The sequence below is a fragment of the Afifella marina DSM 2698 genome (genome assembly GCF_900102695.1).
Taxonomy (GTDB): Bacteria; Pseudomonadota; Alphaproteobacteria; order Rhizobiales; family Afifellaceae; genus Afifella; species Afifella marina.
The window spans coordinates 521,237-544,733 of sequence record NZ_FMVW01000001.1; the positions used below are offsets into that span (position 1 = coordinate 521,237).

Below are 23,497 nucleotides of genomic sequence, written 5' to 3' on the forward strand. Positions count from 1 at the left end.
TTCAATGGACAGAAAGAAAACCTATTACGGTGTCTCCGTCGGCATCCTGATGGTGCATTCCTATTTCCGCCGCTACATGGGCGATATCGGCCATGCCGGCACCTGGAACTTCCCGGTGCAGTACAAGGTGGTGACGGGCGCGGTGCCGTCGATGATGACGGACTTGCACAATTCGAGCCTGCTTGAGCCCTTCAAGAAGGCAGCGGACGAGCTTATCGAGGCCGGCGTCGACGGCATCACCACGACCTGCGGCTTCCTGTCGATCTATCAGCGCGAGCTCGCCGATTATTGCAGCGTGCCGGTGGCGACGAGCAGCCTCCTGCAGGTGCCGATGGTCGAGCGTATGCTTCCGACCGGCAAGAAGGTCGGTATCCTCACCTACAATGGCGAGGTGCTGAACGGACCTTATCTCGAGGCAGTCGGCGTCGATCCGGCAACGCCCGTCGGCGGCATGCCGCAGACGTCCAATTTCGTGCGCTGGATCCGGGAGGGCGACAACTCCGTCACCTTCGAGACGTTGCGCGGCGAGGTCGTGGCGACGGCGGAGAAGTTCCTCGCCGACCACCCGGATGTCGGTGCTCTGGTGCTCGAATGCACCAATCTCGCGCCATTCACCGCCGACATCGCCGATCGTCTCGGCATTCCGGTCTACGACACGGTGTCGATGGTGAACCTCTTCCATGCCGGGCTGCGGCCACGCCGTTACGTGCAAGACTGAGCCGTGAGCGGCGTGCGTTCCACACAATGGGCAGTGATCGGCGGCGGCATTGTCGGTGCCGCCATCGCCTATGGGCTCGCCCGCGCCGGCGAAAAGCCGCTCCTTCTTGACGAGGGCGATGTCGCGCATCGGGCGGCCCGCGGCAATCTCGGCAATGTCTGGGTGCAAGGGAAGGGGGCCGCTCTCCCTCCCTATGCCGATCTCAGCCGCCGCGCAGCCAATGACTGGGCCGCCTTCGCCGAAGAACTCGAGAAGGTGACGGACATCGACGTGCACTTCCGCCGGCCGGGCGCCTTCTTTCTCTGCTTTTCGCCAGAAGAGCTTGAGAAGCGCGGCGCCATGATGGCGCGCCTCAATGATGCCGCCACGGTGAAGAGCCGGTTCGAGGTGTTGGAGGGCGACGAGCTGAGGCGGCGGCTGCCGGCGGCTGGTCCCGCGCTTGCCGGCGCCATCTTCTCGCCCGATGATGGCACTGCTAACCCCTTGCGGCTCTTGCGCGCCCTGATCCAAGGCACGGTCGCCCTCGGCGGTGAATACCTTCCCTGCCGAAGGGCGGAGAATATCACCTTCACCGGAAATGGCGTCGAGATCGCGACGGCGATGGGCTCCGTGCGGGCGGAGCGGGTGGTGCTCGCCGCCGGCCTCGGCAATGCCCGGCTTGCCCCTCTTCTGGGTCTCGACGCGCCGGTGCGCCCGGTCCGCGGCCAGATTCTCGTGACAGAAAAGGTCCGGCCCTTCCTGGATTGCGGCACCAATTTCGTCCGCCAGACGGTGGAAGGCGGCTGCGTCTTCGGGGAATCCTCCGAGGAGGCTGGCTTCGACGAGGGAACGACGCTGCCGGTGCTGCGGGAGACCGCTGCGCGGGCCGTTGCCGCCTTTCCGCTCCTGCGCCACGTTCAGGTGGTTCGCGCCTGGGGCGCGCTCCGGATCATGAGCCCCGACGGCGCGCCGATCTACCAACAGACGCAGGATGGCCGCGCCTTCCTCGTCAGTGTCCACAGCGGCGTGACGCTCTCCTCCTTTCATGCCGGGCCGCTGGTGGAGACCCTCATGGGCGAAGGTTTCTCGACTCCCGCCTACCATCCCTTCTCGCCGGAGCGCTTCCATGTTCAGGCGGCTTGAGACAGGCGCCCGCGGGCGCGTCACGGTCAATGTCGACGGGCGTCCGGTGGAGATGGAGGAGGGCGCCAACCTTGCCGCCGCTCTTCTGGAGGCCGGCTTCTCGCCGTTTCGCACCACGCCGGCGAGCGGCGCACCGCGCGAACCTTATTGCATGATGGGCGTGTGCTTCGACTGCCTCGCGATCGTCGATAACGTTCCGAACCGACAGACCTGTCTGGAGAGGGTCCGCGCCGGCATGACGGTCGAGATCCAGGACGGGGCGGCGGCCGTCGCTAAGGCGGAGGAGGAGCTTTGAGCGACGCAAACTGTGTCGATCTCGCGATCGTTGGCTCAGGTCCGGTCGGCATGGCTGCGGCCATTGCGGCGCGTCGGCATGGGCTCAAGGTCGCCGTCGTAGACGAGCAGCCGGCGCCGGGCGGCCAGATCTACCGCGATGTGGAGACTGCGGACGCGGGTCGCGGCGCAATTCTAGGCGCGGACTATGTTGCCGGCCGGTCGCTTGCCGAGGCGTTTCGGGAAAGCGGCGCGAGCTACTATCCGAGCGCCACGGTCTGGCGGCTTGCATCCGACGGTCTCTCGTGGAGCGCGCCTGCGGGTGGGGGTGAAATCGCGGCCGAGCGCATTCTTGTGGCCGGTGGCGCGATGGAGCGGCCGTTCCCTGTAAAAGGTTGGACGCTTCCCGGCGTCATGACGGCCGGCGCGGCGCAGATCCTCCTGAAGAGCGAAGGGGTGGTCGCAGACGATGCCGTCTTCATCGGGTGCGGGCCGCTCCTTGCACTCGTCGCCTGCCAGTATCTGAATGCGGGCGTCCGTATCCGAGCGATTCTCGACACGACGCCGCCACAAAATCGTATGGCCGCGCTGCCGCATCTGCCGAGGGCGCTCGCGGCGCCGGGCATGCTCGCCAAGGGGGTCGGCATGCTCGCCCGCATCGCAGCCTCGCCCGTCGCTGTGTCCCGGCGCGTGGAAAGCGTCGAACTTATGGGCGAAGGGCATCTTGCCGCCGTGCGCTGGCGCGACCCGCAAGGCTCCCACGAAATCGAGACGGAACGCGCCTTCCTGCACCAGGGCATCATTCCAAACCTCAATATGACCATGGCGGCCGGATGCCGGCATGTCTGGGACGAACGCCAGCTCGCCTTCCGACCCGAGACCGATGTGTTCGGCCGCACCAGCCTTGCCTGGCTTCTGTCCGCCGGGGATGGCGCCGGTATCGCCGGAGCAAAGACTGCTGCCTTATCGGGCGAAATCGCCGCTCATGCGGTGGCGTATGACCTTGAGCGCCTCGACACGCCATCCTTCGAGGCGGCGACGCGGCTGCCCCTCAATGCGCGTCGCCGCGAGCTTGCGTTGCGCCCCTTCCTCGATGCGCTTTACCGCCCGGCGCAGGGCATGCGCGTGCCGGAGGACGATGACGTGGTCGTCTGCCGCTGCGAAGAGGTGCGGCGGGGCGAGATCGCGCGCGCCGTCGCCGAAGGCTGTCCCGGCCCCAATCAGCTGAAGAGCTTTACCCGCGCCGGCATGGGTCCGTGCCAGGGGCGCTTGTGCGGCCACACGGTGGTGGAGACGATCGCTGCATTGACCGGAGCCGCGCCGGAAGCGGTCGGCTATTATCGCAGCCGTATGCCGGTGAAACCGGTCACGGTCGGCGAGATCGCCGGCCTATCGTTTGAGAACAACTTGAGGGAGAAAAGCCATGGGTAAACCGCAGCCGATCGAATATGCGGACGCGTCGCCGGAGGTGAAGGCGGTCTTCGACGACATCAAGACATCTCGCAATGTTCCCGACGTCAACAATTTCTGGAAGTATCTCGCCAACGACCCGACGACGCTGAAGCGCACCTGGGAAAGCGTCAAGGAAGTGATGGCGCCCGGTGCGCTCGATCCGCTCGTCAAAGAGCTCATCTATGTCGCCGTCAGTGTCACCAACAATTGCGGTTATTGCATCGCCAGCCACACCGCGTCCGCGGAAAAGGCGGGGATGACGGAGGCACAATTCGGAGAGCTGATGGCGGTTGTGGGTATGGCCAACGAAACCAACCGGCTCGTCAACGGCTACCGTGTGCCGATCGATCCGGCCTACGAGAAGTAGACATCTGCAACGACGAGCGCGTCGACGCATAAGACGTGTGCAGGGGGCTGGAACGGCCAAGAAACGCGCCGGTGACGGTCGCGGCCAGGGAGGGGAGAAGCACCATGGACACGGAGACAATCCGGCATCTGAAGGCGGTGGAGAAGGAGCTTTTGTGGCTCTCCTCCTGGATGATCCACCACGCCAACAATGTGCGCGAGAAGGATGCCGTGAAGGTCGGGGGTCACCAGGCCTCCTGCGCCTCCATGGCTTCGATCATGACGGCGCTCTACTTCCACGCCCTGCGCCCCGAGGACCGGGTGGCGGTGAAGCCGCATGCCTCGCCGCTCTTCCATGCGATGCAATATCTCATGGGCAACCAGACGCGCGACAAGCTCGAAGCCTTCCGCGGCTATGGCGGCGCCCAATCCTATCCGAGCCGCACCAAGGATGTGGACGACGTCGATTTCTCCACCGGCTCGGTCGGTCTCGGCGTCGGCATCACGGCCTTCGCCTCGCTGGTGCAGGACTACATCACCGCCCATAGCTGGGGCCGCGATGTGCCGCGCGGGCGCATGATTGCCCTCGTCGGCGATGCCGAGCTCGACGAAGGCAATGTCTACGAATGTCTGCAGGAAGGCTGGAAGCACGAGCTGCGCAACACCTGGTGGATCATCGACTACAACCGCCAGAGCCTCGACGGCGTGGTACGCGAAGGCTTGTGGCAGCGCATCGAGGCGGTGTTCCGCGCCTTCGGCTGGAATGTGGTGGTGCTGAAATACGGCGCCCTGCAACGCGCCGCATTCGAGGAGCCGGGCGGCGACCGACTGCGGGCCTGGATCGACACCTGTCCGAACCAGCTCTATTCGGCGCTCGCCTTCCAGGGCGGGGCGGCTTGGCGCAAGCGGCTGATGGACGATATCGGCGATCAAGGGGAGGTGAGCCAGCTTCTGGAGCGGCGCTCTGATGCCGAACTCGGCGAGCTCATGAACAATCTCGGCGGTCATTGCGTGCGCTCGCTCGCCGACGCCTTCGATGCCGTCAAAGACGATACGCCGACGGTCTTCCTCGCCTACACGATCAAGGGCTGGGGCACACCACTCGCCGGCCACAAGGACAATCATGCCGGGCTGATGACCGGCGCCCAGATGGGCGAGCTCAAATCCGTCCTTGGTGTGGCCGACGGCGCCGAATGGGGGCCTTTCGCGACCTGTGGCGATGATCCGGAGCTCCGCCGCTTCCTGGCTGCAGTCCCTTTCTTCGAGAAGGGAACGCGCCGCTACAAGGCGAAGAAGATTGCAACGCCCGGGCCAATTCTTCTCGACGACAAGATGCTCTCCACCCAGGCGGGCTTCGGCAAGATCCTCGATGGCCTGGCGCGCGCCGGCTCCGAGATTGCAGATCACATCGTCACCACTGCCCCCGACGTCACGGTTTCGACCAATCTCGGCCCCTGGGTGAATCGCCGCGGCCTCTTTGCTCGCCGGGCGCTCTCCGACACGTTTCGCGACGAGCGCGTGCCCTCGGCGCAGAAATGGATCTTTTCGCCGGAGGGTCAGCACATCGAGCTCGGCATCGCCGAGATGAATCTCTTCCTGCTTTTGGGAGCCGCAGGTCTCTCGCATGCGCTGTTCGGCGAGCGGTTGATTCCGATCGGTGCTGTCTACGATCCCTTCATCGCACGCGGGCTCGATGCTCTCAATTATGCCTGTTACCAGGATGCGCGCTTCCTCATCGTCGGCACGCCCTCAGGCGTGTCGCTGGCGCCGGAGGGCGGCGCGCATCAGTCGATCGGCTCGCCGCTCATCGGCATCAGCCAGGATGGGCTGGCGAGCTTCGAACCGGCCTTCCTGGACGAGCTCTCGGTGATCATGGATTGGGCCTTCGACTATCTGCAGCGCGATGGTGAAGGCGATCCCGACGAGCGGACCTGGCTGCGCGACGAGACTGGCGGCTCGGTCTATCTGCGGCTGACGACCCGGCCGCTGGAACAGCCGATCCGGCGCACCGACGAAGACTTCACGCGCGGTGTCATCGACGGCGCCTATTGGCTGCGTGAGCCGGGGCCCAACGCCGACGTGGTGCTCGCCTATCAGGGGACAGTCGCCCCAGAAGTGATCCAAGCGGCCGGACAATTGGGTGAGGGGCGGCGCGATATCGGCGTCCTTGCCGTCACCTCTGCGGACCGCCTCAATGCCGGTTGGACGGCGGCACAGCGCGCCCGCCGGCGCGGTCACCGCCATGCCGCCGGTCATGTAGAAACGCTGCTGAAGCCTCTGCCGCGCCACTGCACCGTCGTGACAGTGACGGACGGACATCCCGCGACGCTTGCCTGGCTCGGTGCCGTCGCCGGTCACCGCACGGTGCCGCTCGGTGTGGAACATTTCGGTCAGACCGGTACGATCGCCGACCTTTACCGCCATTACGGCATTGACACGGCAAGCATCGTGGAGAGCGTGGCGGCGCTCACGCCCGGTCGTCAGATCCGCAGCGTGCTGACGAGTTGAGGCGCAAGATCGCTCGCCGCGTTCTCGGCGAGCGCTTCGGATCGCGGGATGAAAAGCCGCCTCAGTCTTGCGGCTGCGCCAGGAGCCTGTCCCGCAGGCCGAGCATGTCCTCGCAGACGGCCTCGAGTGCCTGGACGTCGAAGCCCTGCGCATGGGCAAAGCCTTCGCGTTCCAGAAGCTCCGCGAGCCGCCCATGAAACACCGCCTTCGTCCCCTCCACGGTGAGGCCGCTTTGCGTCTCGAAGGCGTCGTTCCAGGCGACCGCCTCGTCCTCCGAGACACCGTTGGGCAAATCGAGCGATAGAGCGTCGCCCCGGAGTGCGACGGGATATCCGCCGGGCAGACCGTTCGGCCCCGGCACATGGCCCGACCAGGGAAGGCCGGCGGCAAGCGCCAGGATAAGCGTCACGCCGCTCGCCCCGGACACCTCGATGGCGGGTTCGGGCGTCAGGCGGACATCGGCGAAGGTGGCGAAGACGTCATCGATCTCGCTGTCGCCGACGAAGACGCGCGGGGCGGGAGCGCCTTTGCGGTCTTCCGCCTTGCGCCGCCACGGGGCAAGGCACTGATAATGCGCGAGCACCCGAAGGGCACCGTCACCGAGTGCGCCGCGAGCCTCCGCACCGTCGAAGACATTCGACAGGATCGCCACATTGCCGGTGCCGCACAGGACGCGGTGGCCCATGGCGGCGATCAGGCCGTTCACGACGTCGGGAAACGAGCAGTTGATGAAATGCGTGCCCGGCGCGTTTTGGCTGATCGCGGCGGCCATGCGGCTGGAAATGAGTGCCTGAAAAATCGCCGTCGCGGACAGCCCGCCATCTGCGACGAGTTGACTCCAACGATTGCCCGTTTGTGCGATCACGGCCGAGGTCTGGATCGACGCGGCCTGCACGACGATGCGCGGTGCGGCGATCTCCAGGATTTGCTCGCTCGCCGCCTCTTCAAGAAGGTCGAGCCGGTGTGTGACGACGCGCGCGGGTGTGCCGAACATGCGGGCACGGGCATTGCCGGCGGTGCGCAGCCAGTCGAGCCGCTCGGTGTTGCGGCCGGCGACCATGACGGTGACGGGGTGCTTTGCGGTTGCGGCGATATCGAGAACGATCCGGCCAGCGAACATGCCGGTTCCGGTCACCAGGACGTCGACGCTCATGGCTTTCTGCGCTCCGTATGGGTTGCACTGTCCCATCGGCCCTCGGGCGCTTGCGGGAGACGGTGTTTCTGAATCCGCTGGCTTGGCGTCTTTGGGAATTCCTCGACGAAGGCGATGTAACGCGGCCGCTGATATGGTGCGAGCCGGCCGGCAAGCCAGTCATGGAGCGTGTCGGGCTTCAGTTCGGAGCCCTTGCGCCGGACGATGAAGAGCTGAATGTCGTATTCGCCGACCTCGGCGGGCACGCCGACCATGGCGCATTCCTCGACGTCGGGATGGCGCAGGGCGACCGATTCCACCTCATGGGATGAGACGTTCTCACCGCGGCACCGGATGCTGTCGCCCATGCGCCCGTGGAAGAAGAGGAGCCCGTCCTCGTTCCACGAGCCGAGATCGCCGGTGTGGAAGCCATCGTCGCGCAGCGCCTTCGCCGTCGCTTCCGGGTTGCGGTAATAGCCCGGAAAAATCGCCGCTGGCAGCGACGTGTTCACGATGATCTCGCCGCGTCCTTCGCCGGCGCCGAGCACCTTGCCGGCCTCGTCCTTCACCGTCACGGTGAACCAAGGCAGCGGACGGCCGACGGAGCCGACGGCGCCTTCGGTGTTGCAGGTCGTCAGGCTCGAGGATTCCGTCATGCCGTAGCATTCGCGGATCTCTACGCCGAAGCGATCCTCGAAGGCCTTCCAGACATCTGCCGGACAGCCGCCGCCCCAGGCGATCCGCACATCGTGGTCGCGGTCGAGCGGAGAGGGGGGCTGTTTCAGGAGAATCTGGATGATGCCGCCGAGATGGTGGATGTGCGTGCAGCCGGCTTCGCGCACATCGGCCCAGAAGCGGCTGGCGCTGAACCGGTCGCGCAACGTCAGAACGACGTCGTGCAGGAGCGGCAGTGCGATCACCTGCGCGCCGCCGATATGGTAGAACGGCTCCCAGACATAGAGGTTGTCGCCCGGCCTCAGCCCGGCGCAGAACGCCGCCGCCTGGGCCGACAATTCCAGCATGGCATGCGTGACCATGACCGCTTTGGACGGGCCCGTCGTGCCTGAGGTGAACATCAAAGCGACGAGGTCGTCGGGGGCCAGAACGGGCTCTTGCAAGCTTGCGGCCTCGACTGCCGGCGGCAGCCCGGCCAAGGGCAGGATACCTTTCTCGGCTGTCGCGCCGCAGTGTTCGACGGTCTCCACGAGATTGGGATCGCAGACCACGATCGCGGCTTCGACGAGCTTGATCGCATGAGCGAGCCCGTCGCCGACAAGGGCTGGATTGGTCGGAACCCAGATCATGCCGGCCCGCATCAAGCCGAAGATGAGCGCCAGCGAGGCAGGGCTGTTGCGCATCATGACGATCACACGGTCGCCGGCCCGCACGCCTTGCGCCGAAAGATGCGAAATCATCGCGTCAGCGCGCGACGATAGCTCGCCGAAGGTCAGCGGTCCTTCGGGCGTGTGCGCAAACACGCGTTCGGGCACGCGGTTGGACAGCTCGTTGAAGTTTTTCGCCAGGCCATGAATACGCACATCGGAGCTGGGCGCGGACATGCCGGCGCTCTGCGGCCCGGCCGGCCCCTGCGTGTTCTCGGGCGGCATGGCGCCGTCTGTCGTCGCGCCGTCTGTCATCGCATCGTCCGGCTCAGCGCTTGCGGCGCGCTTCGAAGAAAGCTTCCATCATGGCCTGCGGCTCGCCGGTTCCATAGGCTTCGACCTGGACGCGGACGCCTGAGTTCATGGCGTCATCGAAGCCGGCCTGCGTCACCTCGGCGATGCGCTGACGGTCGAGACGCATGGCGACGGGCGGCTTCGCGGCGAGAAGTTCGGCCAGTTCGAGCGCCGTCGCCTGGACCTCGTCCGCCGGCACGAGCCGGCTGATCAGCCCGAACGAGAACGCCTCTTCCGCCTCGATCATCCGGCCCGTCAATGTGAGGTCGATGGTGCGGGCGAGACCGAGATGCTCGCGCATGATCCAGTTGCCGGTGACCGTCGGAATGCCGGAATTGATCTCCGGCTGTCCCATTTTGACGCCCGGATGCGCAACGCGCAGATCGCACAGAAGAGCCACCTGGAAAGCCGATCCGGCGGCCAGGCCATTGAGCGCTGCGATGATCGGCTTCGAGCCGAGGCGGAAGCGATTGTAGAGCGCCTTCCATTCGCCCATCCAGGTTTCGGCGCGGTCCGCGTCGAAGGTCTTGCTTTCGCTCAGATCCTGCCCCGCCCCGAAGGCACGGTCGCCGGCGCCCGTCAGGACGATGGCGCGAATGCCGGGATCGGCCTCGGCCTCGTCGAGGGCCTCGTTGAGCATGTCACGCATCTGCGTGTTCCACGCATTGAGCTTGTCCGGCCGGTTCAAGGTGATGCGGCGGACTTGGCCGATTGTCTCGGTGAGGATGGAATCTGCCATTGTATCCATTATATTGCAATAACTGTTATTGTAATAATGCAGCCGGCAGCGCTCTGTCAACCAATGGGGGGCTACATGACGAGTGATCGCACTGGACGGCACGCCTTCAGGATGTAAAACGCTAACCGCGGATCAGGGGCTAAGATGAGTACGCAGGCGCAAAAAGGGCGGAAAACCAACCCGCTGATGGTGCAGTCGGTTGCGAAGGCGTTTCGCGTTCTCCAGGCCTTCGATTCCAAGCATCCGTCGATGAGCCTGTCGGAGATCGCCGAGCAGACGAATATGGATCTGAGTGCCGCGCAGCGTTTCGCGTACACGCTCCAGCATCTCGGCTATCTGACGAAGAACCCGGTCACGCGGCAATTCTCTCTGGCCCTCAAGACACTCGATCTTGGCTACAATTACCGGCAATCCTCGGAACTTGTCGGCCGTGCGATGCCTGTCCTTCAGCATCTCAGCAAGCAGACCGAGGAGACCGTCAATCTGACGATCCTCGACGGCACCGAGATCGTCTACATCGCCCGCATCCAGAGCCGGCATGTGTTGAATGCCGACGTGACCACCGGCACAAGGCTGCCGGCGTATTGTATGTCACCGGGGCGGGCGATCCTCTCGCAAATGAGCGAGGAGGACGCGCGCGCGGTGATCGCGAAATCGGATCTGCAGATGCACACGCCGGCGACGGTGACCGATCCTGATCGGCTGATGCAGTTGATCGCCGAGGTGCGCGTGCAGGGTTACGCGGTCTGCTTCGAAGAGCTTTATCGGGGCGATGCCTCGATCGCTGCGCCGATCATCGGCCCCGGCGACAAGGTGACGGGTGCAGTCAGCATCGCCACCTCTTTGGCACGTTTTTCTCCTGAAGAAGTAACGGAAAACTACGCCAATCTGATCATTGCCGCGGGACGGTCTATCTCGATCCCCTGAAAGCGTGAGGTTTCCGATGCCCCATGTCTGGGGCGCGAGCGAGGTCCTGCTTGACAGGGGCGTGGGCTGCGTTCAGCCTTAATGCAATAGATGTTATCGCAATGAAATGACAGCATCCGCCGCGTCCTCTTCGGGGCTTTTCGTTCCGATCTACGAGGTCTCCACTGAGCTTTTCATCAGCCTCGACGGGCTTCGCATGCCGGCCCGGCGCGGCGAGACCGTGATAGCGGTGCTGCTCCGCAACGCGGCAGCTCTTGGCCGCTCAGAATTCGATGGTCGTTCCCGCGCGGGTTTCTGTCTGATGGGCGCCTGCCAGGATTGCAGCCTTTGGAGCGAGGATGGGGGTCGCATCCGCGCCTGCATGACCATGGTGGAGGACGGCATGGCGCTGGTGACGGCGCCGCCGCTTGCCGAGACATGATGCGATGAGCGGCCCTTCCCAAGACGCTCCGCCCGTGATCGTTGGAGCAGGCCCTGCGGGTCTTGCTGCCGCCGGGGCCTTCGTCGAGGCAGGGATCCATCCGATCGTGCTCGACGAGTCCGACCGGCCCGGCGGCCAGGGCACACGACGTCTGACGCCTCTTCTTTGCGACAAGGCCGAGCCTCTCTTCGGGGCGCGTGCGTCGAGGCGCCGGCAGGAGCGCGAAGCACGGGAAGATCACATCCTGTCACTTTGCGATTACCGCGCGAACACTGTCGTCTGGGGCGCTTTCGACGGAGGTCTTGAGCTCTTGAGCGGGGGGGCGTGTCAGGACTTGCGTTATGCGCATCTCCTTCTCGCGACTGGTGCGACCGACGCCATTCTTCCGCTGCCCGGCTGGACCTTGCCCGGCGTCTATTCGCTCGGCGGGGCGCAAGTGGCCTTGAAGCGTCACGGCAGCTTCATCGGCCGCAAGATCGTCTTCGCAGGTTTTTCGCCACTCCTTTATCTCGCTGCGGCCCAGTATTGCCGCCTCGGCCTGCGCGAGATCACCGTCCTCGATACGACACCCTTACGCGGCAAGCTGCACGCCGCCATTGGCATGGCCAGATACGCAGCGGGAACGCTCCGCCAGGGTCTTTCGCTGATGGCGGAGCTGCGGCGGGCCGGCGTCCGTATTCGCGCGGCTGCGGAGCTTCTCGCAGTCGAAGGAAAAGACCACGTCGAAGCATTTCGTTTTCGCGACGCCGCCGGTCGTGAGGAACGTCTTGACTGCGACGCAGTGGCGATCGGCTTCGGGCTGCGGCCTGAGACGCAGCTGGCCGAGCTCGCCGGTGCTGCCTTCGAATTCGATCCGGTGCTGCGGCACTGGTTTCCCCGCGTGTCGCCGGACGGGCAGGCCGGGCCGGCGTTGTGGATTGCCGGCGATGGCGCCCGCACGATGGGGGCGGAAGGTGCCCGTTTCGCCGGCCGCCTTGCGGCGCTCTCGATGCTTCAGGCAATGGGCCGCGGTGAAGCGGTGAAGTCGGATGAGATGAGGCGTTTGCGGCGGCGGCTTGAGCATGCGAGGCGTTTCCAGCTCGCGGCCGCGAAAGCCTTCCGGCTCCCCGGTGAGATGCTCTCGCGACTGCCTGGCGAGACGGTTTTATGTCGCTGCGAGCGCGTCACACTTGGTGAGGTCCGTGCGGCCGTACCACGGGCATCCGGTCCGGTGGAAGTCAACCGCGTCAAGGCGATCACCCGCTGCGGCATGGGGCGCTGCCAGGGCCGTTATTGCGGCGTTGCGCTCGGCGAAGTGGTGGCGGAAGCCACGGGGCGCGATCTTGCAGAGGTCGGGCGCCTGCGAGCCCAGGCCCCGATCCGCCCGATCCCGATGTCGGCGGCGATGCGGGACGCCGCCGAATGACCCGGCCGGCCGCCTTCGATGCGATGGTGATCGGGGCCGGTCTCTTCGGCGCCTTCTCCGCTTTGTTCCTGGCGCGCGCTGGCCTGAAAGTGGTGCTCCTCGAACGCGGCTTTGTCGGTGCGCAGTCGAGCGGTGCGAATTTCGGTGGCCTCAGGCTGCAGGGCCGTGATCCCGCTCAGTATCCCCTGGCGCTGCGCGCTCAGACCCATTGGGAAGGCTTCGTCGAGCTCGTCGGCGAGGATTGCGAGTACGACCGGGCCGGCCATGTCTATTTTGCCCGAACGCGCGAGGGCAGGGCAAAACTCCTGAAATATGCCGCGACCTCCGAAGCCTCTGGCCTCACGGTTGAAATCCTGGAAGGCAATGCGCTCCGCGCCCGGCTGCCCCTGCTCGCGCCCGAGATTGCGATCGCGAGCTATTCGCAGCGTTGCGCGACCGCCAATCCGCGGCTGGCGACACCGGCCGTCTGCCGAGCCTTCCTGCGGACGGGAGGCGTGCTTCACGAGGGATTTTCGGTCGCCGGGGTCGGGCATGAGCACGGGCTTTTCACGGCTGTCTCAGCGGACGGGCGGGTGCATTCTGCGCCCATCTTGGTGAATGCCGCCGGTGGCTGGGCCGGTGCTCTCGCCGCGACTTTCGGCGAGAGAGTCCCGATCTTCGCTGCCGGCCCCCCGCAATTCGTGACGGAGCCGCTGCCTTATATCCTGCGCCCCACCATTCAGGCCGTCGAAGGCGATGTGATCGTTCGCCAGATCCCGCGTGGCAACGTCATTTTCGCAGGCTATCCGCGCACGCGATCGACCTGCGACGGAAAGCACACCTTCGTGCCGCCGCAGAAGACCCGCATGGGCATGGCGGCGCTCGTCTCCGCCCTGCCGGCCTTCCGCCACGCCGAGGTTATCCGAAGCTGGTCGGGCGTCGAAGGTTATCTGCCCGACATGCTGCCGGTCGTAGGACCGAGCGCGACGACAGAAGGCCTCTTCCATGCCTTCGGAGGAAGCGGCGGCGGCTTTCAGATCGCACCCGCCGTGGGCGAATGCCTGGCCGCGACCATCGTCGGCGAACCGCCGCCCACGTCGCTTCATCCGTACCGCATTGGCCGGTTCGATGGTCATCTCGAAGAGAGCGAGAAGCTCCTGACGGAGTTCGACCGCGCGGATGAGAGAGGCGCAGGCGAGGGCATCTTGGCGGGGTAGCAGGCCAAGATGCCCCTGCACTCCGGCCGCAACATGAGCATTTGCACGAATTGCCGACAATCAGACTGGAGGCAAAGCTCCTGAGGTCGCTCGGCTTTCTGTGTGGCGCCTGTAAAATCTGCTCGCTCTTGCCGTTCCCGCGTGAGCTCGCGCTTGACAGGTCGGCCTCTGCTGGGGTTCATTTCAATAAGTACTATTGAAATCCAATAGTACAGTGTTCGGAGAGGGATCGTTTGGGCGACAGCCTGGTGATCGAATTGGCAGACGGCATCGGGCAGCTGACCCCGGCGCCGCCGCGCGACCATCGTCTGCCCCGGCGAGACGCGCCCGGCCGAACTTCGAGACGACTGGATACGCACTCCGCTCCCTCCCGGGATCAGCTGAGGCATTGCCGGAGCGACCGTAAAGGGCTTCGGGCGAGCGCGACGACGTCGACAGCACGCATGCCGCATATCGCATGCCCGGACATGGCATCGCCGTTCTCTCCAGCGAGGGGCGAGTGGCGGATGACCCGGCCGGCCCGAGAGGTGGATAGCGCTTTTCTTCAAGACGGGACTGCGTTTGGGCAGGCTCTCAGATCCCGCACACAGAACACCAGCAGCCTGTCCAGCCTATGAGCACGTCTCACGAGAGGAAAGGAACAGAACCATGCCGTTCAACAGGAAGATCTCCCGCCGCAGCATTCTCCTTGGGAGTGCGGCGAGCGTCGCCGTCAGTGCAGTCGGCCTTTCCATTCGCCCAGCGCGCGCCGCGGATTCCCTGACTGTCGCCGATCCCGGAGGCCCCTTCAAGGACGCCTATGGGGCAGCCTTCTACAAACCCTATGAGGAGAAGACGGGCCTTCAGATCGTCAACGTCGCCCGCGAGCACCAGCCGACGAGCCAAGTTCAGGCGATCGTCGACACCGGCAATTACAGCTGGGACGTCGTCACGATCACTCAGGGCGACGAGGTTCTCCTGCATGACCGCGATCTGCTTGAGCCCCTCGACTGGGATCTGGAGCATATGGGCGACATCATGAAGGAGGCGAGGGCGCCCGACTGGATGGGTGTCGACGTCTACGCCACGATTCTCGCTATCCGTTCCGACCATTTCAAAGACAAGAAGCCATCCTCGTGGGCGGATTTCTGGGACGTCGAGAACTTCCCCGGCCGGCGTGCGCTGCGTAAGAGTCCGATCGATACGCTCGAGATCGCGCTTCTCGCTGACGGCGTGACGCCGGACGAGCTCTATCCGCTTGACCTGGATCGGGCCTTCAAGAAGCTCACCGAGATCCGCCCGGATATCGACGTGTGGTGGACGGGCGGTGCCCAGACGAGCCAGATGCTGCAATCCGGCGAGGTCGACATGCTGCCGACCTGGAACGGCCGCGCTCAGACCGTCATCGACGCGGATGGCACCGTCGAGATCGTCTGGAACCAGGGGCTCTATTCGATCGAAGGCTGGGCAATCCCCAAGGGCAGCCCCGCCAGCGACGAGGCCAAGAAGTTCATCGCCTTTTGTGCCGATCCGAAGCGCCAGGCCGAATACACGAAGACGCTGGCCTACGGGCCGACGAATCCGAAGGCCTACGACTACATCCCGCCGGAGCGGGCGAAGTTTCTGCCGACTGCGCCTGCGCATTTCGACAAGCTCATTCTCGCCAGCCAGGAATGGTGGGGTGAGAACAAGGAAGAGGCGGAACAGCGCTTCAACGAGTGGCTCCTGTCCTGATGTGAACCCGTCCTCCCGCCTCTGTGCGGGAGGACGGCCCCCTATCCAAGGTTTCCTTCATGAAGATGGCTGACGGTTCGTCAAACTCCGATTCGCTGAAGCTCGAAGTCCGCAACCTCCGCAAGACTTTTGGAGAGTTCGTGGCGCTCGAGGGAGCCTCCGTCGAGGTCCGCGCCGGCGAATTTCTTACTCTTCTCGGCCCTTCCGGCTCGGGCAAGACGACACTCCTCCTGGCGATCGCGGGTCTCAACGAGCCCGACAGCGGCGAGATCAGGATCCATGGCGATCTTGCGACGTATCTCCCACCGTATCAGCGCGACATCGGCATGGTCTTCCAGAACTATGCTCTGTTTCCGCACATGACGATCGGCGAGAACATCGGCTTTCCGCTGCGCATGCGCCGCTGGTCGGCCTCGAAAATCGACGAAGCGGTGAGCCGGATTTTGGACGTCGTGCAGCTTCCCGGCACGGAAAACCGTTATCCTCGCCAGCTCTCAGGTGGCCAGCAGCAACGCATCGCGCTCGCCCGCGCCCTCGTCTACGAGCCGTCGATCGTCCTCATGGACGAACCCCTGGGTGCGCTGGACAAGAAGCTGCGCGAACAGCTCCAATACGAAATCAAGCGTCTGCACGAGCGTCTCGGTCTCGCCATGCTCTACGTGACGCATGATCAGGAAGAGGCGCTCGTCATGTCCGATCGCATCTGTCTGATGCGGCAGGGTAGGATCGAGCAGATCGGCACGCCCGAAGAACTCTATTTCCGCCCGAAAACCCGCTTCGCCGCCGATTTTCTGGGCGAATCGAACCTTCTCGAAGGCGAAGTAATCGGCTTCCAAGACGGTATCTGCGAGGTCGCGCTGAATGACGGTCGTCCCGTACGTGGTCCGACCACCACGAAGCTGAATGTCGGCGACAAGGCGGTCGTGATGATCCGCCCCGAAGCCATCCGCATCAATGCGGCAGAGGCAGGCGCCAATTCCGTCACTGCCACCTTCATCGAGGCCGTTATGACCGGCGGGACGACGAAGTGCTTCTTCGAGGGTCATCAGGGGCAGCAGCTCAAGGCACAGATCCTCACCGGCCAGCCGCGCGACGGCCTTGCTCCCAACAAGGAAGCGGTTCTCTCCTGGGAACCCGATTCCTGCGTGGTGCTGGCCCATGACTGACATGTCCAGCTCTGCGGCGCCGCCGCCCGCTCCTGCGCGTCCACTTGGCCGAGCGCTTGCGACGTTGCGCGGCAGCTGGCCTCTTATCCCGGCGGCCCTCTTTCTTGCCGTCGCCTTCGTCTATCCGGTGGCGCTGTTGCTCGGACGCAGCTTCGTCGGCTCCGATGGCGGGCTCAGTGCGGAAAACTATGCCCGCCTTGGCGAATCCACCGTCGTTGTCCGGGTGATGCTCATCACCTTCAAGATTGCCGGCTGGACGACGCTCTTCGCCATCATCGCCGGCTATCCGATCGCTTATCTGCTGGCAACTTTGCCTGCCAGTCGGCGCAATCTCCTGGCGATCTTCGTTCTGATGCCGTTCTGGACGAGCTTCCTCGTCAGAACCTTCGCCTGGATTGTGCTTCTCGGGCGCAACGGTGCGCTCAACCAGTTGCTTCAGGTGCTCGGTGTTAGCGATCCGCCGTCGTTTCTCTACCAGTTCTCCGGTGTCATGATCGGCATGGTGCATGCGCTGATGCCGCTTTGCGTGCTCACCATGCTGTCCGTCATGGAAAATATCGACAAGCGTCTCACCGATGCGGCGGGAACGCTTGGCGCTCGGCCGGCAGCGGCCTTCTGGCGGATCTATTTTCCGCTATCCCTGCCAGGCGCCGCGGCGGGCGGGCTCCTCGTCTTCATCACCTCGCTCGGTTTCTTCATCACGCCGGCTCTCCTCGGCAGCGAGCGTGAGACCGTCATCGTCCAGCTCGTCATTTTCCAGATCAAGGAGATGCTGAATTGGGGCTTCGCCGGTGCGATCGCGATCATGCTTCTCGTCGTCGCGCTCGTCATCTTCTACATCTACGACCGGCTCGTCGGCCTTTCGACGCTTTCGGGTGGCGATGTGCGAGGGGGAGCCTCGTCGCGGAATCCTCTCTCTTGGCTCGGTTCGAAGGTTGGCAATCTTCTCCTGACGGCGATCTCGGAGGTATCCGACGCCATTGGCCGCGCGCTGGGTGCCCTCATGCCGGCCCGGCCGGACCGCAAGCCGCGCCGCATCGGCGGTAAGGTTTTACGCTTCGTCGCGCTCGCCGGTATCGCCTTCCTCGCCGTTCCGGCCTTCTTCGTCGTCCCGGTCTCGTTCAGCGAATCCCAGTTCCTCACCTGGCCACCGAAAGGCTTTTCGCTGCAATGGTACCGCGAGGTCTTCGACAATCCCCTGTGGATCGGTGCGGCCTGGCGCTCCTTCGTCGTCGCTTTCAGCGTCGCCGTGGTGGCTCTCATGCTCGGCGTCCCTGCGGCCTTCTATTTGGTCCGGCGCGCCCGACGCACGACCGCCATCATGGCGTTCCTGATCTCGCCTCTGATCATGCCGCATATCATTATCGCGGTGGCGCTCTTTTATCTCTTCGCGCAGATCGGTCTCGTCGGGACGACCATCGGCCTCATCATTGGCCATACGGTCCTCGCCATTCCCTATGTCGTCGTGACGGTTGTCGCGGTTCTCAAGAACTACGACATCCGGCTCGATCATGCCGCCTCGACTCTCGGGGCGAACGGCGTGCGAACCTTCCTCAACGTGACCTTCCCGCTGATCCGTTCCGGTCTCATCGCCGCCTTCATGTTCGCCTTCATCATCTCCTTCGACGAGCTGACGATTTCATTGTTCGTGACGGGTGGACAGGTCACCACCTTGCCGAAGCAGATGTGGGACGATGCGCTCCTGCGTGTCAGCCCGGCGCTCGCAGCCGTCGCGACGCTCATCCTCGCCTTCATGACGGCGGTGATCCTCGGTTCGGAGATCCTGCGCAGGCGCGGCGTTGCCAAATAATAGGGGAGACGGTGGAGCGGTGATGGATGTGAGTTTGCCGCAATATCGCGCCCGGCAGCTTCCAGGCCTGCTGTCCCACGCGATTGTCGTGACGCTATTGGGGACGAACGGCAGTGACATTGGCTGACGCAAGAGGGACCGCGCCCGGCCCGACGGAAAAGCCTCTCCGCACTGTCGTGATCGGTGCTGGCATCGTTGGGATTTTTTGCGCCCTGGAGCTCCAGGAGGCCGGTCACGACGTGATCCTCGTCGATTGCGGCCCTCCGGGAGGCGACCAGGCGGCTTCATACGGCAATGGCGCATGGCTCAGCCCAGCCTCGATCATGCCGATGTCGGTTCCGGGTTTGTGGAAAGAGGTGCCGGGCTATCTCGCCGATCCTTCCGGCCCCTTCGTCATCCGCTGGCGCCACCTGCCGTCGCTTCTGCCCTGGCTTGTCCGCTTCCTGCGCGCCGGCAGCAGCTGGCGCAAGGTCGAGGTCTGTGCCGCGCATCGTTACCGGCTGTGCCGCAGCACAGTGGACTGGCATCTGAAATGGGCGCGGTCAGCCGGCACCGAGCATCTTATCGCCCGCGAAGGTGTCTGGTTCCTCTATCGCGACCGCTCCGACATCGAGCGCGAGGCGCGAGAATGGAAGATGCGCAAGGAACTCGGCGTCCGCTTCAGCGAACATGATCGCGCAGCGCTGATCGAGCGGGAGCCGGCCCTGTCAACGGAATACGGCTTCGGCATCCGGGTCGACGAGGGGGCCTTCATCCGCGACACGCGTAGCTATTGCGAAGGCCTTGTGGCGCATTTCTGTGCCGAAGGCGGCCGCCTCGTCCGCAGCACCGCCCGCAGCTTCAAGATGGCCGATAGCCGTCTCACGCATGTGGTGAGCGACGACGAAAGCATCGCCTGCGACCGCGCGGTCATCGCCGCCGGTGCCTGGTCGGCCGAGCTCGCGCGCCAGGCGGGCGACAATGTTCCGCTGATCTCCGAGCGCGGCTATCATGTGGTCCTGCCCAGCGTCATCGGCCATCCGCCGATGTCGGTCATGCCGGCCGACGGAAAGATGGCGGTCACGCCGACGAACCGTGGCTTGCGTATCGCAGGGCAGGTCGAACTCGCTTCGCTCCATGCCCCGCCAAACTGGCGCCGTGCCGACATCCTCCTCGCCTTCGGCAAAAAGCTGCTTCCCGGCCTCCCGGGGGTGCAGTCTCCCGATCGCGTGGAGCGCTGGATGGGCCACCGGCCGTCGACGCCCGACGGGCTACCTTCGATCGGCGCGGCCTCGGATTGCGCCGATATCGTGCACGCTTTCGGCCATGGGCATTCCGGTATGATCCAGGCACCGGCGACGGCGCAGATCGTCTCACGTCTCCTGGCGGCCGGCGTGGTCTCCCCGGAGGACGAGGCTTTCTCTCCGCGGAGATTTGGCGCGTGAACGAAGCTCCCCGATTTCTGGGTGAGGCCGATATCAGGAGGCTCGCCATCGCTCCGGATGAAGCGCGACGCGCCGTTACCGAGATCTTCCGGGCTGCAAGCGAAGACCGCGCCGTGAGGGCGCCCAAGACGGCGCTCGCGCTTTCGCCTGGTCACGGCTTCCAGGCGATGGCTGCGGCTTCGGCATCCGCCGGCCTCGCTGTTGTCAAATGGACGGGCATCGCGACGGTGCCCCCGGGAGGCGAGGGGCCCGGGATCAACAGCCTCATTATCGTCAGTGATTATGAAACCGGCAAACCCATGGCCGTCCTCGACGGCAACGAGATTACGCTTATCCGCACGGCGGCGCTTTCTGCGGTTGCAGGCTCGTATCTCGCCCCAGCCGGCGCGCAGACGCTCGGCATGATCGGTTGCGGCCTGCAGGCCCATCAACATCTCGCGGCCCTTTGCACCCTCCGACCTGATCTCGATCGCCTTCTGGCCTTCAGTCGAAGCGAGGCCTCGGCCGCGCGTCTCGTCGAGGCCGCGGAGGCGCGCGGCCTTGCCGGTGAGGTCGTGTCTTCGCCGCAGGATCTGCTTGAGCGCGCCGATATCGTCGTCTCGATGGTGCCGGCCTCGCCTGAGCTGATGCCGTTCCTTGATGCGCGCGTCTTGAAGCGCGACTGTTTTGTGTCCGCTGTCGATCTGGGCCGCGCCTGGCTGCCTGAGAGTTTTGCCGCTTTCGATCTTCTGGCGACCGACGATCTGGCACAGGGCACGCATCCTTGGGACGTAAACGGCCGCGAGGTCGACACGGCTGAGTTCACCACCGACCTTCTGGCGATGTGTCGGGAAACGGCACCCCAGGAGGCGACAAGTCCCGAGACGCGCGGCCGTCGGCTCTTCTGCTTCAAGGGGTCATCCCTGGCCGACCTCGCGCTGAGCGCGCTGGTGGTAGAGAGGGCGTGGCCCGGCATCATTGCCAGTGACGCCAGGATTACAGAGGTTTCCAACAGAACATGAGGACTTGCGGAACTGTCCCGGATGGGCGGACCGTCGATCGTTTCAGTCTGGCCAAAGCTTTCACCTCATGACGGCTCTTGCCCTTGGCAAGCGGGCATGTCGTAAGGAGGCATGGCCACTGCATCGCCCGATTACATCAAGAACACGCGGAGAATTCATTCCATGACGTATCAGACGCTTCTCGAAGCTTGCGGGCTCTCGACCGGGCAGACGTCTTCAGGCTCGCTTGTCGTCACCACGCCGGTCGACGGATCGGAGATTGCCCGCCTCGAAACCCATGCCCCTAGTGACGTCGAGGCGATGGTCACAACGGCAACGGCGGCGTTCAAGGCCTGGCGGGATGTGCCCGCGCCGCGTCGTGGCGAGCTTGTCCGTCTTCTTGGTGAAGAGCTGCGTGCTGCCAAGGAAGACCTTGGACGCCTGGTGGCGCTCGAATGCGGCAAAATCTATCAGGAAGGTCTTGGTGAAGTGCAGGAGATGATCGACATCTGCGACTTCGCCGTCGGCCTGTCGCGGCAGCTCTACGGCCTGACGATCGCATCTGAGCGCCCCGGCCATTCGATGCGCGAAACCTGGCATCCGGCCGGTCCCTGCGCCGTGATCACTGCCTTCAACTTTCCTGTTGCGCCTTGGGCATGGAATGCCGCGCTCGCGCTTGTCTGCGGCGATCCGATCCTTTGGAAGCCATCGGAGAAGACGCCTCTGACGGCGCTTGCCACGCACCGGATTTTTGAGCGTGCGCTCACTCGTTTCGGCGATGCTCCGGAGGGGCTCCTGCAGGTCGTCGTTGGCGATGCCGCAGCCGGCAATGTGCTCGTGGAAAGCCCCGACGTGGCCGTGGTCTCGGCCACGGGTTCCGTGCGCATGGGCCGGGCCGTCGGACCGAAAGTCGCCGCCCGCTTCGGCAAGCTCATCCTCGAGCTCGGCGGCAACAACGCCATGATCGTCGGCCCGTCCGCCGATCTCGAGCTTGCCGTACGTGCCATTGTGTTTGCGGCGGTCGGCACGGCCGGCCAGCGCTGCACCTCGCTGCGACGGCTGATTGTCCATGAAGACGTCTACGACAAGCTCGTGCCCCGGCTTGCCGAGGTCTATGCCAAGCTACCGATCGGCGATCCGCTGGCCGACGGAACGCTCGTCGGTCCGTTGATCGACGGTGCCGCCGCGGAGGCGATGGACAAGGCCCTCAAGGCGGCAGCCGCCGATGGCGGCACGGTGCATGGCGGTGGCCGCGCGCTCGTCGACACTTATCCAGATGCGGCCTATGTGCATCCCGCGATCGTCGAGATGCCGGCGCAGACCGATATCGTCCGCGAGGAGACGTTTGCGCCGATCCTCTACTGCATGAAGTACCGCGAGCTCGACGAGGCGATCGCCATCCAGAACGACGTCTCCCAGGGCCTCTCCTCGTGCATCTTTACGACCGATCTGCGTGAGGCGGAGCGTTTCCTCTCGGCGGCGGGCTCCGATTGCGGCATTGCCAATGTCAATATCGGACCCTCGGGTGCAGAGATCGGCGGCGCCTTCGGCGGCGAAAAGGACACCGGTGGCGGGCGCGAATCCGGTTCCGATGCCTGGAAGGGCTACATGCGGCGCGCCACCAATACGATCAATTATTCCAATGCCTTGCCGCTCGCTCAGGGCGTCTCGTTCGATATCGATTGATCAGCTTTTCGGGCAGCGGCGGTTTTCTCGCCGCTGCCTGTTTCACGAAGCGTCGGTGGCCTCGACACTCGCTTCTGCTTTAAGCGACCGGCGTCGCCGCAACCGCGCGACTCGACGCGCTTGCGGATCTGCGCCTCTGGTCCGGGATTCGAAAGAAGCCGCCTGAACGATCCGACGTCTTCAGATGCGTCACGCCTGACTCTCGATTCGATGTCGTGATCGTTAGATCACCCGCTCGGCAGGCCGACAGGGTTCGAATCAAAATTGCGATTCGCACTTGAAGCGAAAACTAGGTCAGGGTCTCGCGGGAACGACGTCGCGGTCTGGCTCTTTGGCTCAGACTGGGCCGGCATCATAGGCCGGCAAAAGCCCCGGAACCGCGATCCGGTCCCAAGGCCTCGGGATAAAATGGTCGGAGTGGCAGGATTCGAACCTGCGACCCCCTCGTCCCGAACGAGGTGCGCTACCAGGCTGCGCTACACTCCGCCGAAGCGGGGTGGCTTATAGCCTTGCACCGCTTCGGCTTCAAGCCATCTTCTCAATGTGATGCAATGGATTTGGCATAAAAGGCCTGCACCTATGTCGCAGCCACCTTCATAGGCTTATGATCGGTTCGACATGTTGCCCAACTTCGTCAAAGCCCTTATAGGCGCATGCACTGCTCTTGCGAGCGTGCATTGGGGCGTAGCCAAGTGGTAAGGCAGCGGCTTTTGGTGCCGCCATTCGCAGGTTCGAATCCTGCCGCCCCAGCCAATTCCCTCATGTCTCGTTGTTCTACTGGTCGCTTTCGTCGGATCGGGCGTA

19 protein-coding genes and 2 tRNA genes are annotated in these 23,497 nt (G+C 64.5%); 17 read left to right on the plus strand and 4 right to left on the minus strand.

Annotated features, from left to right (window positions below):
• Positions 1–4 precede the first annotated feature (4 nt).
• From BLP76_RS02375 to BLP76_RS02400, 6 genes are all read left to right on the plus strand, one after another.
• Positions 5–718: an aspartate/glutamate racemase family protein gene (locus BLP76_RS02375; RefSeq protein ID WP_092809276.1), complete on the plus strand. Its 714-nt coding sequence runs from the start codon at positions 5–7 to the stop codon at positions 716–718.
• Positions 719–721: 3 nt separating this feature from the next.
• Positions 722–1,840: an NAD(P)/FAD-dependent oxidoreductase gene (locus BLP76_RS02380; RefSeq protein WP_092809277.1), complete on the plus strand. Its 1,119-nt coding sequence runs from the start codon at positions 722–724 to the stop codon at positions 1,838–1,840.
• Entirely contained in the window at positions 1,824–2,135 is a 312-nt protein-coding gene (locus BLP76_RS02385; protein ID WP_092809278.1) for a 2Fe-2S iron-sulfur cluster-binding protein, read from the plus strand. Before BLP76_RS02380 ends, BLP76_RS02385 begins: the two co-directional genes overlap by 17 nt.
• Complete coding sequence (locus tag BLP76_RS02390; RefSeq protein WP_092809279.1) at positions 2,132–3,544, plus strand: FAD-dependent oxidoreductase; 1,413 nt, start codon at positions 2,132–2,134, stop codon at positions 3,542–3,544. The genes BLP76_RS02385 and BLP76_RS02390 overlap by 4 nt, the downstream gene beginning before the upstream one ends.
• Positions 3,537–3,932, plus strand: a complete 396-nt coding sequence (locus BLP76_RS02395) for a carboxymuconolactone decarboxylase family protein (RefSeq protein WP_092809280.1) — start codon at positions 3,537–3,539, stop codon at positions 3,930–3,932. The genes BLP76_RS02390 and BLP76_RS02395 overlap by 8 nt, the downstream gene beginning before the upstream one ends.
• Positions 3,933–4,036: 104 nt before the next feature.
• Positions 4,037–6,418: a transketolase-like TK C-terminal-containing protein gene (locus BLP76_RS02400; RefSeq protein ID WP_092809281.1), complete on the plus strand. Its 2,382-nt coding sequence runs from the start codon at positions 4,037–4,039 to the stop codon at positions 6,416–6,418.
• 61 nt (positions 6,419–6,479) lie between these two features.
• On the opposite strand, the gene BLP76_RS02405 is transcribed toward BLP76_RS02400, so the two are convergent.
• Genes BLP76_RS02405 through BLP76_RS02415 form a run of 3 tightly spaced genes read right to left on the minus strand, consistent with a single transcriptional unit; the run spans position 6,480 to position 9,965 of the window.
• Positions 6,480–7,571 carry a hypothetical protein gene (locus BLP76_RS02405; protein WP_092809282.1) on the minus strand — a complete coding sequence of 364 codons (1,092 nt, stop codon included), beginning with the start codon at positions 7,569–7,571 and terminating at the stop codon, positions 6,480–6,482.
• The gene (locus BLP76_RS02410) at positions 7,568–9,187 is read right to left on the minus strand and encodes a class I adenylate-forming enzyme family protein (protein ID WP_244514382.1); all 1,620 of its coding nucleotides are present in this window, start codon (positions 9,185–9,187) and stop codon (positions 7,568–7,570) included. The genes BLP76_RS02405 and BLP76_RS02410 overlap by 4 nt, the downstream gene beginning before the upstream one ends.
• A gap of 13 nt (positions 9,188–9,200) precedes the next feature.
• Positions 9,201–9,965: an enoyl-CoA hydratase/isomerase family protein gene (locus BLP76_RS02415; RefSeq protein ID WP_092809283.1), complete on the minus strand. Its 765-nt coding sequence runs from the start codon at positions 9,963–9,965 to the stop codon at positions 9,201–9,203.
• 144 nt (positions 9,966–10,109) lie between these two features.
• Between BLP76_RS02415 and BLP76_RS02420 the strand changes: the two genes are divergently transcribed.
• From BLP76_RS02420 to amaB, 10 genes are all read left to right on the plus strand, one after another.
• Positions 10,110–10,892: an IclR family transcriptional regulator gene (locus BLP76_RS02420; RefSeq protein ID WP_244514383.1), complete on the plus strand. Its 783-nt coding sequence runs from the start codon at positions 10,110–10,112 to the stop codon at positions 10,890–10,892.
• 106 nt (positions 10,893–10,998) lie between these two features.
• Positions 10,999–11,313, plus strand: coding sequence for a (2Fe-2S)-binding protein (locus BLP76_RS02425; protein ID WP_092809285.1), 315 nt, complete (start codon positions 10,999–11,001; stop codon positions 11,311–11,313).
• Positions 11,314–11,347: 34 nt separating this feature from the next.
• Entirely contained in the window at positions 11,348–12,718 is a 1,371-nt protein-coding gene (locus BLP76_RS02430) for an FAD/NAD(P)-dependent oxidoreductase (RefSeq protein WP_244514384.1), read from the plus strand.
• A complete protein-coding gene (locus BLP76_RS02435) occupies positions 12,715–13,914 on the plus strand; it encodes an NAD(P)/FAD-dependent oxidoreductase (protein ID WP_092809287.1) in 1,200 nt (399 codons plus the stop codon). The genes BLP76_RS02430 and BLP76_RS02435 overlap by 4 nt, the downstream gene beginning before the upstream one ends.
• Before the next feature lie 648 nt (positions 13,915–14,562).
• A complete protein-coding gene (locus BLP76_RS02440) occupies positions 14,563–15,627 on the plus strand; it encodes an ABC transporter substrate-binding protein (protein WP_092809288.1) in 1,065 nt (354 codons plus the stop codon).
• A 59-nt stretch (positions 15,628–15,686) separates the two neighbouring features.
• Positions 15,687–16,793 (plus strand): ABC transporter ATP-binding protein, encoded by a 1,107-nt coding sequence (locus BLP76_RS02445; protein WP_244514385.1) that lies wholly within the window; start codon positions 15,687–15,689, stop codon positions 16,791–16,793.
• On the plus strand, positions 16,786–18,603 hold the full coding sequence (locus tag BLP76_RS02450; RefSeq protein ID WP_092809289.1) for an ABC transporter permease subunit: 1,818 nt from the start codon (positions 16,786–16,788) through the stop codon (positions 18,601–18,603). The genes BLP76_RS02445 and BLP76_RS02450 overlap by 8 nt, the downstream gene beginning before the upstream one ends.
• A 119-nt stretch (positions 18,604–18,722) precedes the next feature.
• On the plus strand, positions 18,723–20,027 hold the full coding sequence (locus BLP76_RS02455) for an NAD(P)/FAD-dependent oxidoreductase (RefSeq protein ID WP_092809290.1): 1,305 nt from the start codon (positions 18,723–18,725) through the stop codon (positions 20,025–20,027).
• On the plus strand, positions 20,024–21,028 hold the full coding sequence (locus BLP76_RS02460; RefSeq protein WP_170130349.1) for an ornithine cyclodeaminase family protein: 1,005 nt from the start codon (positions 20,024–20,026) through the stop codon (positions 21,026–21,028). Before BLP76_RS02455 ends, BLP76_RS02460 begins: the two co-directional genes overlap by 4 nt.
• 162 nt (positions 21,029–21,190) lie before the next feature.
• Positions 21,191–22,693, plus strand: coding sequence for an L-piperidine-6-carboxylate dehydrogenase (gene amaB, locus BLP76_RS02465; RefSeq protein WP_092809291.1), 1,503 nt, complete (start codon positions 21,191–21,193; stop codon positions 22,691–22,693).
• Positions 22,694–23,102: 409 nt separating this feature from the next.
• Here the strand turns inward: amaB and BLP76_RS02470 are convergent.
• Positions 23,103–23,179 (minus strand) — tRNA-Pro (locus BLP76_RS02470).
• 192 nt (positions 23,180–23,371) lie between these two features.
• On the opposite strand from BLP76_RS02470, the gene BLP76_RS02475 reads away from it, so the two are divergent.
• Positions 23,372–23,446 (plus strand) — tRNA-Gln (locus tag BLP76_RS02475).
• Positions 23,447–23,497: the final 51 nt, after the last annotated feature.

Bases quoted from the DNA above. Each gene is read 5' to 3' on its own strand.
- BLP76_RS02375 (WP_092809276.1), top strand. From the start codon at position 5: ATGGACAGAAAGAAAACCTATTACGGTGTCTCCGTCGGCATCCTGATG.
- BLP76_RS02410 (WP_244514382.1), bottom strand. From the start codon at position 9,187: ATGACAGACGGCGCGACGACAGACGGCGCCATGCCGCCCGAGAACACG.
- BLP76_RS02425 (WP_092809285.1), top strand. From the start codon at position 10,999: ATGACAGCATCCGCCGCGTCCTCTTCGGGGCTTTTCGTTCCGATCTAC.
- BLP76_RS02435 (WP_092809287.1), top strand. From the start codon at position 12,715: ATGACCCGGCCGGCCGCCTTCGATGCGATGGTGATCGGGGCCGGTCTC.
- BLP76_RS02395 (WP_092809280.1), top strand. From the start codon at position 3,537: ATGGGTAAACCGCAGCCGATCGAATATGCGGACGCGTCGCCGGAGGTG.
- BLP76_RS02445 (WP_244514385.1), top strand. From the start codon at position 15,687: ATGAAGATGGCTGACGGTTCGTCAAACTCCGATTCGCTGAAGCTCGAA.
- BLP76_RS02415 (WP_092809283.1), bottom strand. From the start codon at position 9,965: ATGGCAGATTCCATCCTCACCGAGACAATCGGCCAAGTCCGCCGCATC.
- BLP76_RS02405 (WP_092809282.1), bottom strand. From the start codon at position 7,571: ATGAGCGTCGACGTCCTGGTGACCGGAACCGGCATGTTCGCTGGCCGG.
- BLP76_RS02420 (WP_244514383.1), top strand. From the start codon at position 10,110: ATGAGTACGCAGGCGCAAAAAGGGCGGAAAACCAACCCGCTGATGGTG.
- BLP76_RS02385 (WP_092809278.1), top strand. From the start codon at position 1,824: ATGTTCAGGCGGCTTGAGACAGGCGCCCGCGGGCGCGTCACGGTCAAT.
- BLP76_RS02440 (WP_092809288.1), top strand. From the start codon at position 14,563: ATGCCGTTCAACAGGAAGATCTCCCGCCGCAGCATTCTCCTTGGGAGT.
- BLP76_RS02450 (WP_092809289.1), top strand. From the start codon at position 16,786: ATGACTGACATGTCCAGCTCTGCGGCGCCGCCGCCCGCTCCTGCGCGT.
- amaB (WP_092809291.1), top strand. From the start codon at position 21,191: ATGACGTATCAGACGCTTCTCGAAGCTTGCGGGCTCTCGACCGGGCAG.
- BLP76_RS02400 (WP_092809281.1), top strand. From the start codon at position 4,037: ATGGACACGGAGACAATCCGGCATCTGAAGGCGGTGGAGAAGGAGCTT.